General features: G+C 39.5%; 15 protein-coding genes. 7 read left to right on the forward strand and 8 right to left on the reverse strand.

The annotated features are described in order from the left end of the window. Positions 1–54: 54 nt before the first annotated feature. Positions 55–501, reverse strand: coding sequence for an RNA polymerase-binding protein DksA (gene dksA, locus F542_RS03590; protein WP_025266926.1), 447 nt, complete (start codon positions 499–501; stop codon positions 55–57). 358 nt (positions 502–859) lie between these two features. Between dksA and aspA the strand changes: the two genes are divergently transcribed. Continuing rightward, a complete protein-coding gene (gene aspA / locus F542_RS03595) occupies positions 860–2284 on the forward strand; it encodes an aspartate ammonia-lyase (protein ID WP_015432890.1) in 1425 nt (474 codons plus the stop codon). A 48-nt stretch (positions 2285–2332) separates the two neighbouring features. Here aspA and F542_RS03600 read toward each other — a convergent pair whose 3' ends face one another. From F542_RS03600 to argG, 6 genes are all read right to left on the reverse strand, one after another. Continuing rightward, positions 2333–3256, reverse strand: a complete 924-nt coding sequence (locus tag F542_RS03600) for a glycosyltransferase (RefSeq protein WP_015432889.1) — start codon at positions 3254–3256, stop codon at positions 2333–2335. A gap of 77 nt (positions 3257–3333) precedes the next feature. Beyond that, the gene (locus F542_RS03605) at positions 3334–4152 is read right to left on the reverse strand and encodes a MetQ/NlpA family ABC transporter substrate-binding protein (protein ID WP_015432888.1); all 819 of its coding nucleotides are present in this window, start codon (positions 4150–4152) and stop codon (positions 3334–3336) included. 101 nt (positions 4153–4253) lie between these two features. Then, the gene (locus F542_RS03610; protein ID WP_015432887.1) at positions 4254–5081 is read right to left on the reverse strand and encodes a MetQ/NlpA family lipoprotein; all 828 of its coding nucleotides are present in this window, start codon (positions 5079–5081) and stop codon (positions 4254–4256) included. A gap of 28 nt (positions 5082–5109) precedes the next feature. Further along, positions 5110–5799: a methionine ABC transporter permease gene (locus tag F542_RS03615; protein ID WP_015432886.1), complete on the reverse strand. Its 690-nt coding sequence runs from the start codon at positions 5797–5799 to the stop codon at positions 5110–5112. Continuing rightward, positions 5789–6823, reverse strand: coding sequence for a methionine ABC transporter ATP-binding protein MetN (gene metN, locus F542_RS03620; protein ID WP_015432885.1), 1035 nt, complete (start codon positions 6821–6823; stop codon positions 5789–5791). Before metN ends, F542_RS03615 begins: the two co-directional genes overlap by 11 nt. Before the next feature lie 267 nt (positions 6824–7090). Then, positions 7091–8422, reverse strand: a complete 1332-nt coding sequence (argG, locus tag F542_RS03625; RefSeq protein ID WP_015432884.1) for an argininosuccinate synthase — start codon at positions 8420–8422, stop codon at positions 7091–7093. Between the two features lie 166 nt (positions 8423–8588). On the opposite strand from argG, the gene F542_RS03630 reads away from it, so the two are divergent. Beyond that, the gene (locus F542_RS03630) at positions 8589–9605 is read left to right on the forward strand and encodes a glycosyltransferase family 9 protein (RefSeq protein ID WP_015432883.1); all 1017 of its coding nucleotides are present in this window, start codon (positions 8589–8591) and stop codon (positions 9603–9605) included. Here F542_RS03630 and F542_RS03635 read toward each other — a convergent pair. Further along, complete coding sequence (locus F542_RS03635; RefSeq protein ID WP_025266927.1) at positions 9602–10357, reverse strand: glycosyltransferase family 2 protein; 756 nt, start codon at positions 10355–10357, stop codon at positions 9602–9604. The two genes, F542_RS03630 and F542_RS03635, sit on opposite strands and share 4 nt — an antisense overlap. A 123-nt stretch (positions 10358–10480) precedes the next feature. Here F542_RS03635 and yhbY point away from each other — a divergent pair, with 123 nt between their 5' ends. From yhbY to uppS, 5 genes are all read left to right on the forward strand, one after another. After that, entirely contained in the window at positions 10481–10795 is a 315-nt protein-coding gene (gene yhbY, locus F542_RS03640; RefSeq protein ID WP_081601339.1) for a ribosome assembly RNA-binding protein YhbY, read from the forward strand. Between the two features lie 61 nt (positions 10796–10856). Further along, the gene (locus F542_RS03645) at positions 10857–11582 is read left to right on the forward strand and encodes a phosphatase PAP2 family protein (protein WP_025266928.1); all 726 of its coding nucleotides are present in this window, start codon (positions 10857–10859) and stop codon (positions 11580–11582) included. Between the two features lie 4 nt (positions 11583–11586). Then, on the forward strand, positions 11587–12504 hold the full coding sequence (nagK, locus tag F542_RS03650) for an N-acetylglucosamine kinase (protein WP_015432879.1): 918 nt from the start codon (positions 11587–11589) through the stop codon (positions 12502–12504). A gap of 13 nt (positions 12505–12517) precedes the next feature. Then, positions 12518–13225 carry a hydroxyacylglutathione hydrolase gene (gene gloB / locus F542_RS03655; RefSeq protein ID WP_025266929.1) on the forward strand — a complete coding sequence of 236 codons (708 nt, stop codon included), beginning with the start codon at positions 12518–12520 and terminating at the stop codon, positions 13223–13225. Between the two features lie 209 nt (positions 13226–13434). Continuing rightward, positions 13435–14127, forward strand: coding sequence for a polyprenyl diphosphate synthase (gene uppS, locus F542_RS03660; protein ID WP_231504957.1), 693 nt, complete (start codon positions 13435–13437; stop codon positions 14125–14127). The last annotated feature ends 3 nt before the right edge of the window (positions 14128–14130 follow it).

Here is a 14130-nt window from a genome sequence, read left to right on the forward strand (position 1 = left end):
CGTTCAATAGAAAGGGCAATGAATTTCATTGCCCATTTTTTATATGTATGTTGGTTATCTGCCCATTTGTTTTTCGCGGATTTCAGCAAGAGTCTTGCAATCTACGCAAAGTTCTGCTGTTGGGCGAGCTTCTAGGCGTTTTAAGCCAATCTCAATCCCACAGGTATCGCAATAGCCATAATCGCCAGAATCTAACTTAATTAATGTTTGTTCAATGCGTTTTAGTAATTTACGTTCACGATCTCGGTTACGTAACTCTAAACTGAATTCTTCTTCTTGGGTTGCTCGGTCAGCAGGGTCGGCAAAGTTGGTTACATCATCTTGCATTTGTGCTTTAGTGCGCTGTGCTTCTTCCATAATTTGCGCATGCCACGCTTTTAGAATTTTACGGAAATGCTCAATTTGAGCATCGCTCATATAATCTTCATCTTTACTTGGTTGATAAGGTGTGACACCTGCAATTGCTAATAAACTGAGAGAAGTAGGCTGTGCCGCAGACATTTTTGCTCCTGTTGTTTTCATCGTATTTCTAGCCTGTAAGAATAAAGGCTCTATTTTTAGGGGTAATTCAAAAGCGCGTATAAATAGCAGAAGTTTTATGATTTGGCAAATAAAATTTAGTAAGCTACTGATTTTTTGCTGGTGAAATCAGCAGTTTTTTCTATAGGCTTGATGCTTTTTAACACAATCAAACCATTCTCTTGCTGTTACAGCGCATATTTGCATAAAAAAAACTAATCTGAACCGATAATTTATATCGGTTATTTACGTTTGAAAATATGAGCCAGATCACATTTTTCTTTGTTTTTCCTCGCTATCATATAAATAGATTTTAAATCTCTACTTAGGAGGACATGTTATGCAAGACTATCGTATTGAAGTTGATTTATTAGGTGAACGTAAAGTACCAAACGATGTTTATTGGGGCATCCACACATTACGTGCGATTGAGAATTTTAACATTTCTAAGAATGTCATTTCAGATGTGCCTGAGTTTGTCCGTGGTATGGTTATGGTTAAAAAAGCGACCGCGTTAGCAAATGGTGAACTTGGGGCAATTCCGAAAAAAATTGCTAAAGCAATTGTACAGGCATGTGATGAAGTATTGGTAAATGGACGCTGTATGGATCAGTTCCCATCAGATATTTATCAAGGCGGAGCAGGAACATCTGTCAATATGAATACTAACGAGGTTATTGCTAACCTAGCATTAGAAATTCTAGGCCATAAAAAAGGTGAATACAGCGTTCTTGATCCTATGGATCACGTCAATGCAAGCCAATCTACTAACGATGCTTACCCAACAGGATTTCGCATTGCCGTATACAATAGTGTGATGCACTTAATTTCAAAAATTTTATATTTGCAACAAAGTTTTGAAAATAAAGCAAATGAATTTGCTAATGTGCTGAAAATGGGGCGTACCCAATTGCAAGATGCGGTACCTATGACTGTTGGGCAAGAGTTTAAAGCTTTTTCAGTTCTATTAGATGAAGAAGTACGTAATTTAAAACGCACAGCAGAGTTGCTGCTTGAAGTAAACTTAGGCGCTACTGCAATTGGTACTGGGCTAAATACGCCTGAAGGCTATGCCCCTTTAGCGGTAAAATACCTTTCTGAAGTGACTCAATTACCTTGTACTCTAGCTGGCAACTTAATTGAAGCAACCTCCGACTGTGGCGCTTATGTTATGGTGCATGGTGCATTAAAACGCACAGCGGTTAAGTTATCTAAGGTGTGTAACGATTTACGTTTACTCTCTTCTGGGCCACGAGCAGGCTTAAATGAGATTAACCTACCAGAATTACAAGCGGGTTCTTCAATTATGCCAGCAAAAGTAAACCCTGTAGTTCCAGAAGTTGTGAACCAAGTATGCTTTAAAGTAATGGGGAATGATATTACTGTCACAATGGCAGCAGAAGCGGGGCAATTACAATTAAATGTGATGGAGCCTGTGATAGGGCAAGCAATGTTTGAAAGTATTGATATTCTTGCCAATGCATGTGTGAACTTACGAGATAAATGTATTGATGGCATTACCGTAAATAAAGAGATTTGTGAAAACTTTGTCTTCAACTCTATTGGTATTGTGACCTACCTCAATCCATTTATTGGTCACCATGAAGGTGATATCGTTGGTAAAATCTGTGCAACAACAGGCAAGGGCGTGCGTGAAGTTGTGTTAGAACGAGGTTTATTAACAAAAGAGCAGCTAGATGATATTCTTTCCGTTGAAAACCTAATGCACCCAACTTATAAAGCCAAACGTTTTGAAGAGGAATAAAAGCCTTGGAGTTAAAAGCCAGATCTATGATCTGGCTTTTGTTTTACGTTATTCTTGCGGTATGGCGACATTATGTTCTTGGAATAGTGCTTTTGCCGCCAATTTAAGCTGAAGATTTAAATTGAGATAGAATTTTTCATAAGCATAGCGATAAGTGCTATTAATCATTTTTTCGATCATCTCCGCTTTATCAGGAGAGGCTGCTAGTCGTTGTTGTTTTTGCTTCATGATCTTACAAGCGGTCAAAATGTCTTGAAATCCTGCAAAATTATCTTTTTTCAAGGTGCTACTTTGCGCGTTTCTACGGTAAAGATAAATATAGTTTGGAAAATACAGCACTTTTACTTCATACATCAGGAAACAGTCGATCATAAAAAGGTTATCTTCAGAAATACTGACTCTTTCATCAAAATAGATCTGATGTTGGCGCAGAAACTCAGTACGGTAAAAACCAAGCCAACAACAAGTAAAGCCACAGCTTTCCTGCATTGCTCTAAAATATTGTGCTCCATTAATAGAGGCTGCAGGGTAAGTCGTGTTGAGCGATTCTGGCTTTCGTTGATATCCTATCGTGTTGTCTAACTCTTGTTCAACGACCAAGCCTCTTAAAATATCACAAGCATTCATGTCACAAAAGCGAATCAAACCATAATAGTGTGTATAGATAATGCGATCATCTGCATCGACAAATTGGATATAACGACCTTTAGCCTGTTTGATACCCTGATTTCGCGCACTTGAAACACCTTGATGAGCTTGCCGGATAATTCGTATTTCGGCGTGTAGCTTTGCGTAAGCTTCTGCAATCTCGAGTGAATTATCACTAGAGCCATCATCAATAATGATAATTTCTTTGTCCACGTCAGTTGCTAAAATACTATTTAAACAAGAAGTGAGAAAAGGTTCTGCATTATAAACAGGAATAATAAAGGAGATATCGCAATTGTTTGCGATTAGAGTTGCTTCAGCCATTTTGAGAAAATAAGAAAAATATATATTGATTATACCAATTGAGGGAAATATAAAATCCCCCTTGCGGGGGATATATTTTACCAACCTTTTACAATTCCACCTGGGAAGTGTTTTAATGCTTCTTGGTAAACTTCGTCTGTTTGGAAAGCTTTTACGTAATCTTGGATTAACGGATTGTCTTTATTGTCTTCGCGAGAAACAATTAAGTTTACGTAAGGAGAATCTTTGGCTTCCACGATAATGCCATCTTTTTCTGGATTTAAACCCGCTTGCCCTGCATAGTTATTATTGATAATAGCAAGATCCACATCATCTAATGCTCGGGTGAGTAGTGCGGTATCAATTTGAGTTATCGACACATTTTTCGGATTTTCAACAATATCTAATTCAGTTGAATAAAGATTTGTTGGATCTTTTAATTTGATTACGCCATTAGCCTGTAACAACAAAAGAGAACGACCTACAGTGCTTAACTCATTTGAAATAGCGATTTTAGCATTTTCAGGTAGAGCAGCGATATTTTGAATTTTCTTGGAGTAAGCTGCGATTGGAAAGACAAAGGTATTGCCTTGAATCACAAATTTGTAGCCACGTTCTTGCATTTCACGGGTTAAAAATGGACCTGATTGGAAAGCATTAATGTCCAAATCACCTGCATTGAGCGCAATATTAGGCTGAGTATATTCGTTAAACTCGACCAATTTTACTTCGAGATTGTATTTTTCTTTCGCAATACGGGCTGCCACTTCATTTACTTGTGCTTCAGGGCCTTGCATTACGCCAACAACTAATTTGCGTACGTCTTGCTGAGTTGCATTTGCTTTTTGTTCTTCTTTACAGCCGGTTAATGCTAAGGCTGAAAGTAAAGCGATGCTGAGAATTTTTTTGAAGTTCATTTCACGTTCCTTGTTTTTTTGTATTAAAAATAGCGGTCTTTTTTTCAAAAATTTTGCAAAATTCTAAAAAAACTAGACCGCTTGATACTCGATAAATGTGATTACCAGCCTTTCACTACACCATCTTTAAAGTGTTTTTGCGCTTCTTGGAACACTTCTTCAGTTTGGTAGGCTTTGACAAAGTTTTGTACGGCTTTGCTATCTTTATTGTTATCACGAGCTACAATGATGTTCACATATGGAGAATCTTTATCTTCTACAAAAACACCATCATTAGCACTTAAACCGACTTGACCTGCATAAGTATTGTTTACCACTGCTAAATCCACATCATCTAATGCACGAGCGGCAACAGAGGTATCCACTTCTTGGATTTTGATGTTTTTTGGATTTTCAACAATATCTAATGAAGTAGAGAAGAGGTTAGTATTGTCTTTTAATTTGATTAAACCTTGTTTTTCTAACAAGATTAATGCACGCGCAAGATTGCTTGGGTCATTTGGTACTGCAACTGTTGCGCCATCCGCTAATTCACTGACGTTTTTGATTTTTTTCGAATAACCCGCTAATGGATAAACGAAAGTATTGCCCACGATTACAAGATTTTTTAAGCCTTTAGCATCGCTATCTTTATCTAAATACGGCTTGTGTTGGAATGCATTCGCATCTAAATCACCATTGCTGGTGGCGGTGTTTGGCAATGCGTAGTCATTGAATAAAACAAATTCAACGTCTAAACCATATTTTTCTTTAGCAATAATGGCCGCAACTTCAGCCACGCTATGTTCAGGCCCTGCCATTACCCCTACTTTGATTTTTTGTGTTACTGCTGGTGCAGCAGGTGCTGCTTCTGCTTTTTTCTCTTCTTTGCAGCCTGTTAAAGCAAGCGCTGAAACAATGGCTAAGCCTAGTAATTTTTTGAAACTCATAAACAGTCCTCTTAAGAGTGGATTTATATTAACGGTGATCATTGCGATCGGCGATTTTGTTACCGTATTTTTCCGATAACATCACGAGTGCAACAATAATAATCGTTGCCACCCATTTTACGGCTTCCATATTACGATGGACACCGTAAGAAATTGCAGTATTTCCTAAGCCGCCTCCGCCTTGTGTACCAGCCATAGCTGAATAGCCAATTACACCGACTAAGGTTAGTGTGATTGCTTTAATGAGCGCGGTTTTAGCCTCTGGTAAGTAGAATTTGGTAATGACTTGCCAATTTGTTGCGCCCATAGCTTTAGCAGCTTCAGTCAGCCCTTTTGGCGTTTCTGATAGCGCATTGGCTGTTAAACGTGCAAAAAATGGCAATGCGGATGCGCTTAATGGAATAATTGATGCGGTTGTACCAATAGTTGTGCCAACCAGTGCACGGGTAGTATCCATTAATAACAATAAGAGAATAATAAATGGAATAGAGCGCCCTACATTAATGAAAATATTCAAAGTGCGGTTGAGAAATTTATTTTCTAAAATCTCCCCCTTTTCGGTAATAAAGGTCAATACGCCTAGGGGCAGACCAAATAATACCGCGAAAGCCGTAGCGACAAGGCTCATATAGATGGTTTCGTAAGTTGAACGCCCAAGCAATTCCCAAATTGTTGGGGTTAGCTGGGTATTAATTGCGTTGATGATACTATCCAACATAGCCAAGTACCTCCACTTTGACATTATTATCAATTAAGTAAAAACGAGCTTCATCGATTTTTTCTGCTTCGCCCTCAACTTCTGCAACCACAAAACCGAATTTTACGCCACCAGCGTAGTCAATTTGTGACATCAAAATACTGAAATCAATACCAAATTTTTTAGAGGCATGTGACAGTAATGGCGCATCAACTGAGTTGCCGGTAAACTCAAATTTGATGATCGGTTTACTGTTTGCTGTTGGCGAATTTGAAAGTTGCTCGGTATATTCTTCAGGTAATTCAAAATGGAAAGTTGATTGAATAAATTCTTGAGCCAATTCAGTTTTTGGATTAGCAAAAATTTCACTTACGGTGCCTGTTTCGACTAAACGACCTTTATCAATGACAGCAACGCGATCGCAGATTTTTTTTACCACATCCATTTCATGGGTAATCAACAAAATGGTTAAACCAAGACGCTTATTGATCTCTTTGAGCAATTGTAAAATAGATTTAGTCGTTGCAGGATCCAATGCACTGGTAGCTTCATCGCATAATAATACTTGTGGATCGCTTGCTAACGCGCGGGCGATTGCCACACGCTGCTTTTGTCCGCCAGAAAGGTTACTTGGATAAGCAAGATGTTTATCAGCAAGACCGACCAATTCCAATAGCTCAGTAACCTTCTTCTTGATTTTATCTTTGGGCTCATTGCTGAGCTCTAATGGCAATGCGACATTGTCAAAGACAGTGCGTGAAGAGAGTAAATTAAAATGCTGGAAAATCATTGCGATTTGGCGGCGAGCGACAATTAATTCTTTTTCGCTGAGCGTAGTTAAATCCTGCCCATTAACAATCACTTGCCCAATAGTTGGACGCTCTAGCAGATTTACACAGCGAATAAGGGTGCTCTTACCTGCACCAGATGAACCGATAACCCCATAAATTGTGCCTTGGGGAACGGTTAAATTAACATTATCTAGGGCTGTGATTTTTTGCCCTTTGACCTCAAATTGTTTGCTGATCTGTTTCAGCTCAATCATAAATTATTATCCGTACTATTTTAGAAAATTAGCATAGCATTCTAGACGTCTAGAACTCTATGTCAAGTGTAGGTAAAAACTTTTTTATGCAGAAAAGGAATACGGAATAAATTTTTGATGATAAGAAAGCAAGCGGTAGCTTTTTGCCGATTTTTTACAAAAATAAAAAGGACTAAGTCCTGTGGCGTACAGAACTCAGTCCTTGAATTAAATGAGTCTAACTTTTTGGGGTCAGATCATTATGCGTCCTTAAGATAGCAAGATAAATTATTTACTTCCGAGTTGCGGCACAACACCATTGGTTGCGGAAATTAAGCCAGTGCTGGTATAAACCCCTAATTTCTCACGAGTATCTTTGATGTCTAAGTTACGCATAGTGAGCTGGCCAATACGATCTGCTGGGGTAAATGGCGCATCTTCCACTTTTTCCATACTTAAACGTTCCGCTTCGTAGGTTAAGTTTGGTGATTCAGTGTTGATGATGGAATAATCGTTACCACGGCGTAATTCAAGGGTTACAATACCCGTGATCGCTTTTGCCACCCAGCGTTGAGCGGTTTCACGTAACATTAACGCTTGTGGGTCAAACCAACGACCTTGATAGAGTAAACGACCTAAACGTAAGCCGTTGATGCGGTATTGTTCAATGGTATCTTCGTTGTGAATGCCAGTTACTAAACGTTCGTAAGCGATATGTAATAACGCCATTCCCGGTGCTTCATAAATCCCACGAGATTTTGCTTCAATGATACGGTTTTCAATTTGGTCGGTCATACCTAAACCGTGTCTGCCGCCAATACGGTTCGCTTCTAAAATCAGCTCAACGGCATCATCAAAGCGCTTACCATTTAACGCAACAGGCACACCTTCTTCAAAGGTTACCGTAACGGTTTCAGGTTTGATTTCAATAGATTGATCCCAGAATGCCACGCCCATAATTGGTTTAACGATGTGCATCGTGGTGCTTAATTCTTCTAAATCTTTGGCTTCGTGAGTTGCACCAAGCATATTTGAATCGGTTGAGTACGCTTTTTCTACTGACATTTTGTAGTCAAAACCGTTTTCAATTAAGAATTGCGACATTTCAAAACGTCCGCCAAGCTCGTCAATAAAGACTTGGTCTAACCACGGTTTGTAGATTTTTAATTTTGGATTGGTTAATAAGCCGTAGCGGTAGAAACGTTCAATATCATTACCTTTGAAGGTTGAACCATCGCCCCAAATGTTTACATCATCTTCTTTCATTGCAGCCACAAGCATGGTGCCAGTTACTGCACGACCGAGCGGGGTGGTGTTGAAATATGGCATACCGCCAGTGGTAATGTGGAATGCACCACATTGAATGGCTGCGATCCCTTCGTGAGCTAATTGCTGGCGACAATCAATTAAACGGGCATTTTCTGCACCATATTGCATCGCTTTTTTAGGAATTGCATTGTAATCATCTTCATCTGGCTGACCTAAATTAGCCGTATAAGCATAAGGTACCGCACCTTTTTTACGCATCCATAATAACGCAGCGGAAGTATCTAAACCGCCAGAGAATGCAATACCGACTTTTTGACCTTGTGGGAGAGTTTCAAGAATTGTGGCTGACATATTTTTTCCTATTATTGAATAATCATTGCAGAGACATAACGCGATAGGCGTACAAGCTAGGCATTCTAGCTTAAATCAAGCAACTTTTCATCTGAAAAATAATGGAATGCTTGGGCTTTAATGATTAGAATGCTGATCATTTTGCGACTAAATAGGAATTTCTATAATGACCAAAAAATTGCTTGTTATTCGAAATGATAAAATCGGCGATTTTATGCTCTGTTTCCCCGCCTTCGCGATGCTTAAGCAATCCGCGCCAGACTTAGAAATTACGGCACTTGTCCCCCAATATACGGCTGAACTTGCTAAACTTTGCCCTTCAATTGATCATATTATCATTGATAATAAAGATGAGCAGACTTTACAAGCGGTTAAAAACGGTGGATTTTCTGCAAGTATCACTTTTGTCTCTGATTGGTATAACGCTAAACTCACTTGGCAAAGTGGAATTAAATATCGCTTAGCCCCTGCAACAAAACTATTTCAGTTTCTCTACAATCAACGTCTAACTCAGCGCCGTTCTCGTTCTGAAAAGGCGGAATTTGAATACAATTTAGAATTGGCACGTCGTTTCTTATTCGATCACGCTTATGCAGTGGTTGAGCCGAAAGAGCCTTATCTTGCCTTTTCGTCTGAGCAAATCGCAAAAAAACGGACGGAATTGAGCGCTTGTTTAGGGCTTGATGAATGCAAGAAATGGCTATTTGTGCATAGTGGTACAGGTGGATCAGCGACTAATTTATCGTTAGCGCAATATGCGCAATTAGTGCAAGGTATTCGGGCAGAAGTGGATTGCCAAGTAATTTTGACGGCAGGAAGCTTAAATGAGGCAGAGAATGCAACAAAGCTTGCAGAAATGATAGCCTTACCTAATGTAGCTATTTATGCTAAAAATAATGGCTTAGGGGATTTTGCTCTGGCTTTAGCCTGTGCGGATCTTTTTATTGCAGGCTCAACAGGACCGTTGCATATTTCTGGGGCATTAAATGTGCCAACCGTAGGTTTTTACCCAAGCCGCCTATCGGCAATACCTCGCCGCTGGCGACCGATCAATCAGGCAGACAAACATATTGCCTTTTGTCCGCCAACGGGTAAAGCAACGGAAAAGAATCTAACCCTGATTGATATTAGCCTTGCTTTGCGTGAGATTGTGCCATTTGTCGAAAAAATGTGGCGAGCTTAACGGGTTCTATCCCATAAATCGGCATATTTCACGAAAGTGGAGTGTGCCGATAAAATAGCGAGTAACAAGCCTTGTTTTCCATCTAAAAAACCCGCCTTTAAAATATACATTTTGAAAAAACAGCTAAGTGCATGGCTGATACCTTGCCCAATTGATGCTTTTTTTCCTTGAGATGCACGTTGCATTGCCCATGCTTTGGCATAACTTGCTGATTTCACCAAATAATGGTGAATATCTTTATAAGTGAAATGCAGTAAATCGCCACTTAATTTTATTACTTTTGTGCCAGCAGGATAATGCACTTTCTCATGCACTAATTCATCGCCATATTTTGCTAATTTCTTTGGGTAAAGGCGCACAACATAATCTGGATACCAACCAGAATGGCGAATTTGTCGCCCAAAAATTTCACTTAAGCGGGCAAGCTGATACACGCTATCTGCTTTATTTTCCTGTACAGCACGTAAAATAGACTGTTTCAATTCTGGCGTTACTCGCTCATCTGCATCCAACCATAGTACATAGTCACTCGTAACATATTGCTGAGCCAATTGGCGTTGTTTGCCAAATCCTTGCCAATTGAGGTTCTCGTAAAATTTTGCCCCATATTCTAGGGCAATTTGTTTGGTGCTATCCGTGCTTCCACTGTCTAAAATGACGATTTCATCTACCCAGTCTTTGACGGTTTCTAAACAGGCTGCGAGATCTTGCGATTCATTTTTGACGATCATCGCTACACTTAAGCTTGGCATAGGCTTTCCTTTGAGTTGAAAATCAAATTTCGGCATTTTAGCACAACCAATTCCGACTTTAAAAACTTTGCAGTTTGTGCTATTTTGAACACGTTTTTTACTTATTTTTGGAAAGGCAATTCAATGTCCATGACTTTAACCACGAAACAAAGACAATTTTTAAAAGGTTTAGCGCACCACCTGAGTCCTGTTGTGATGCTTGGCGGCAATGGCTTAACGGAAGGCGTGCTAGCTGAAATAGAGAATGCGCTAAATCATCATGAATTAATTAAAGTGAAAATTGCAGGTGCAGATCGCGAGACCAAACAGCTTATTATTCAGGCGATTGTGCGTGAAACCAAAGCCACCGAAGTTCAAACTATCGGGCATATTTTGGTGCTATATCGTCAAAGTGAAGAGAAAAAAATCAGCTTACCTAAAGCGACGAAAACTGTTTAATTTGCATTTTTTTTATTAAAAATAACCGCTTGTTTTGCAAGCGGTTTTTTATAGGATTTCTATGTTTCAGCGACTGACTTTTTACACTTTTTTAATGTTACTTGTTCCACTTGCCGCTTGGCTAACAGGTTGGTATTGGGCAGGAGATGCTCATTTTATTCCAACTCTAGATTATCCTCTTTGGTTTATCACTGAAACAGGCTCTGCACCCTACGCGCTAATTCCTTGTGTATTATTAATGCTTTGGCTAATGAAACTTGCCCATAAACGCTATTCTTGGCTTTTGATTGGTGCGGTTTGTGCAGGTTCCGTGATAGGAACTCAAGCGATAAAAAGCGTAGCAAAATTTGGCTTTGCAGAGCCTCGCCCTTATGTGGTGCAAATGATGGGCGAGCAGAACGAGCAATTTTATGAACTTAAACGCCCCCAGCGTGCGGAGCTGGTTTCTGAATATTATAAAGATAGTGCATATCCGTTGATTGTGCAGCACCGTATGAATGAAACGGGCTATTCTTTTCCATCTGGGCATACAATTTTTGCAGTTTCATGGTTATTGGTTTTTGTGGGCATATTGCATGGTATGCATGGTCAAGCGGTTGTATTTGCCAAATATTTTGCAATGGTGTGGGCGTTGTTAATGCTGATTAGTCGCTTACGTTTAGGAATGCATTATCCCATTGATTTATTTGCAAGCACACTAATTGCATGGTTTTTTCATTTGGTACTATTTATTTGGATTGTGCCGATCTTAGAAAATTGGCAGTTTTTTAGGTTAAAAAAGGAATGATGAGATGGCTTACTACTACGGACTAGATATTGGCGGCACCAAAATGGAGCTAGCGGTATTTAATGAAAAATTGGAAAAATTACATACTGAACGAGTGCCAACCCCTCAGACAAGTTATGAGGATTGGTTACAAGCAGTGGAAAATTTAGTGAAAAATGCCGATCAAAAATTTGCAGCAAAAGGTACAGTCGGAATTGGCGTTCCTGGCTTTGTGAATCGTGATAATGGTATTGCTGAAATTACGAATATTCGAGTTGCGGATGGTAAACCGATTGGTAAAGATCTGGAAATGCGTTTAGGGCGAGAAGTGCGGATTGAAAATGATGCCAATTGTTTTGCGCTATCTGAAGCATGGAATAATGAAAATCAGCAGTTTCCGATGGTTTTAGGTTTAATCATTGGCACCGGATTTGGTGGTGGTTTAGTGTTTAATGGCAAAGTCCACTCTGGGCAAATTGGTATGGCGGGCGAAGTTGGCCATATGAAATTAAATTATCACGCACTGAATATACTTGGCTGGGATAAAGCGCCAATCTACGACTGTGGTTGTGGCAATCGAGCTTGTTTAGATACTTATATTTCTGGGCGTGGTTTCGAGTTGCTATATCGTGATTTGGTTGGAGAAAGCCTATCAGCAAAAATGGTGATTGAACGCTTTTACCAACAAGATCCTAAAACAGTGACTTTTGTTGAGAAATACATTGAGCTGATGGCCGTGAGTATTGCTGATCTGGTCACGGTGCTTGATCCTGATATGATTGTCTTTGGCGGTGGGTTATCCAATTTTGATTATATTTACCACGCATTACCTAAAGCGCTACCTCCTTATTTGATGCGCAGTGCAAAAGTACCAGTAATTAAAAAAGCCGTTCATGGTGATTCAGGCGGAGTACGAGGTGCGGCTGCACTCTTTTTGAAATAAGATCGAGGTTTTCATGGTTCAAATAACACCCATATCAGCGTTAAGTGATAATTATATTTGGTTCATTCAAGAACATAACCAAGTGATTATTGTTGATCCCGCTGAAGATCAAAAAGTGCTTGAGGTTCTTAAACAGGCAAATTTAACCCCTGTGGCAATTTTACTGACCCATAATCACAGTGATCACACTGCAGGTGTGGCAGGGATAAAACAGCGCTATCCAGAATTGATAGTATATGGATCTTGTGAAGTCAGCGAGTTTGCCGATCGAATTGTATATGATGGCGATCGCATTGAATTGTTAGGGCATCAATTTGAAGTGTTTGAAACTGCCGGACATACTGCTCATCATATTAGCTATTTAATGGATCTGGAGCATTTATTCTGTGGCGATAGTTTATTTTCTGCCGGTTGTGGCAGAGTATTTACAGGGGATTATCAAGCACAGTTTGCAGCGTTACAACGCTTTAAAAGCTTGCCGGATATTGTGAAAGTTTATGCGGCACATGAATATACGCTAACTAACCTTAAATTTGCCGAAACGGTACTGCCTATCAGCTGTAGTTTTGTGGAATACCAAGAATTAGCGCAAATAAAAAGAGCGCAGGGTAAGCCAACGTTACCGAGCACAATTGGCATTGAAATGCAGATTAACCCATTCTTAAAATCGGAAAATTTGCAAGAATTTATTCGATTAAGAAAACTACGAGATAATTTCTAGGAGCTGTTAAAACCAATGGGGTATAAATTGAGTTAAATAGTAGCAGCTTGCAAGCGGTGCAAATTTGTAAAATTTTTGCAAAATAGCACCGCTTGGTTTTTTATTGTAACTTTCGTAAAAGCTGCCCTTATGGTATAGTTGCGACTATTTTTATTGAGCATCAACCCCTTATTGAAAGAGAGTTTAACGTGAAGTTTGATCCTGAAAATATGCCGCGACACGTTGCGATTATTATGGACGGCAACGGTAGATGGGCGAAACAGCAAGGCAAATTGCGAGTTTTCGGGCATCAAAATGCGGTGAAAGCGGTTCGTCGAGCGGTAAATTTTGCCGCTAAGCAGGGCATTGAGGTATTAACCTTATACGCTTTTAGCAGCGAAAATTGGCGTCGTCCGGAAAGCGAAGTGTCTGCTTTAATGACACTATTTATGAAGGTGCTAAATTCTGAAGTGAAAAAACTGCACCAAAATAATATTCGTTTGAAAATTTTAGGCGATATTTCTAAATTCAGCCCAAGTTTACAAGAAAAAATTCAAGCTTCAGAAGCATTGACAGCAGAAAATCGTGGTTTGACTTTGAATATTGCTGCGAATTACGGCGGTTACTGGGATATTACTCAAGCAGCACAAAAATTAGCCATGAGTGTGCAGGCGGGAGAATTAGTCGTAAATGAAATTACACCAGAGCGATTGCAAAATGCATTAGTGACAGGCTCGCAGCCACAAGTTGATTTGCTAATTCGCACCAGTGGAGAACAGCGGATTAGTAATTTTCTACTTTGGCAAATTGCTTATGCAGAACTGTTTTTTACCCCTGTATTGTGGCCAGATTTTGATGAAGAAACCTTTAGCGAGGCAATTGCTGCATTTCAAGGGCGTGAACGTCGTTTCGGTGGTTGCTAATTA

Source organism: Bibersteinia trehalosi USDA-ARS-USMARC-188 (assembly GCF_000521725.1).
Taxonomy (GTDB): Bacteria; Pseudomonadota; Gammaproteobacteria; order Enterobacterales; family Pasteurellaceae; genus Bibersteinia; species Bibersteinia trehalosi.

Coding starts and splice junctions, on each gene's coding strand:
- dksA (WP_025266926.1), bottom strand. CDS start 501: ATGTCTGCGGCACAGCCTACTTCTCTCAGTTTATTAGCAATTGCAGGT.
- aspA (WP_015432890.1), top strand. CDS start 860: ATGCAAGACTATCGTATTGAAGTTGATTTATTAGGTGAACGTAAAGTA.
- F542_RS03600 (WP_015432889.1), bottom strand. CDS start 3,256: ATGGCTGAAGCAACTCTAATCGCAAACAATTGCGATATCTCCTTTATT.
- F542_RS03605 (WP_015432888.1), bottom strand. CDS start 4,152: ATGAACTTCAAAAAAATTCTCAGCATCGCTTTACTTTCAGCCTTAGCA.
- F542_RS03610 (WP_015432887.1), bottom strand. CDS start 5,081: ATGAGTTTCAAAAAATTACTAGGCTTAGCCATTGTTTCAGCGCTTGCT.
- F542_RS03615 (WP_015432886.1), bottom strand. CDS start 5,799: ATGTTGGATAGTATCATCAACGCAATTAATACCCAGCTAACCCCAACA.
- metN (WP_015432885.1), bottom strand. CDS start 6,823: ATGATTGAGCTGAAACAGATCAGCAAACAATTTGAGGTCAAAGGGCAA.
- argG (WP_015432884.1), bottom strand. CDS start 8,422: ATGTCAGCCACAATTCTTGAAACTCTCCCACAAGGTCAAAAAGTCGGT.
- F542_RS03630 (WP_015432883.1), top strand. CDS start 8,589: ATGACCAAAAAATTGCTTGTTATTCGAAATGATAAAATCGGCGATTTT.
- F542_RS03635 (WP_025266927.1), bottom strand. CDS start 10,357: ATGCCAAGCTTAAGTGTAGCGATGATCGTCAAAAATGAATCGCAAGAT.
- yhbY (WP_081601339.1), top strand. CDS start 10,481: ATGTCCATGACTTTAACCACGAAACAAAGACAATTTTTAAAAGGTTTA.
- F542_RS03645 (WP_025266928.1), top strand. CDS start 10,857: ATGTTTCAGCGACTGACTTTTTACACTTTTTTAATGTTACTTGTTCCA.
- nagK (WP_015432879.1), top strand. CDS start 11,587: ATGGCTTACTACTACGGACTAGATATTGGCGGCACCAAAATGGAGCTA.
- gloB (WP_025266929.1), top strand. CDS start 12,518: ATGGTTCAAATAACACCCATATCAGCGTTAAGTGATAATTATATTTGG.
- uppS (WP_231504957.1), top strand. CDS start 13,435: ATGCCGCGACACGTTGCGATTATTATGGACGGCAACGGTAGATGGGCG.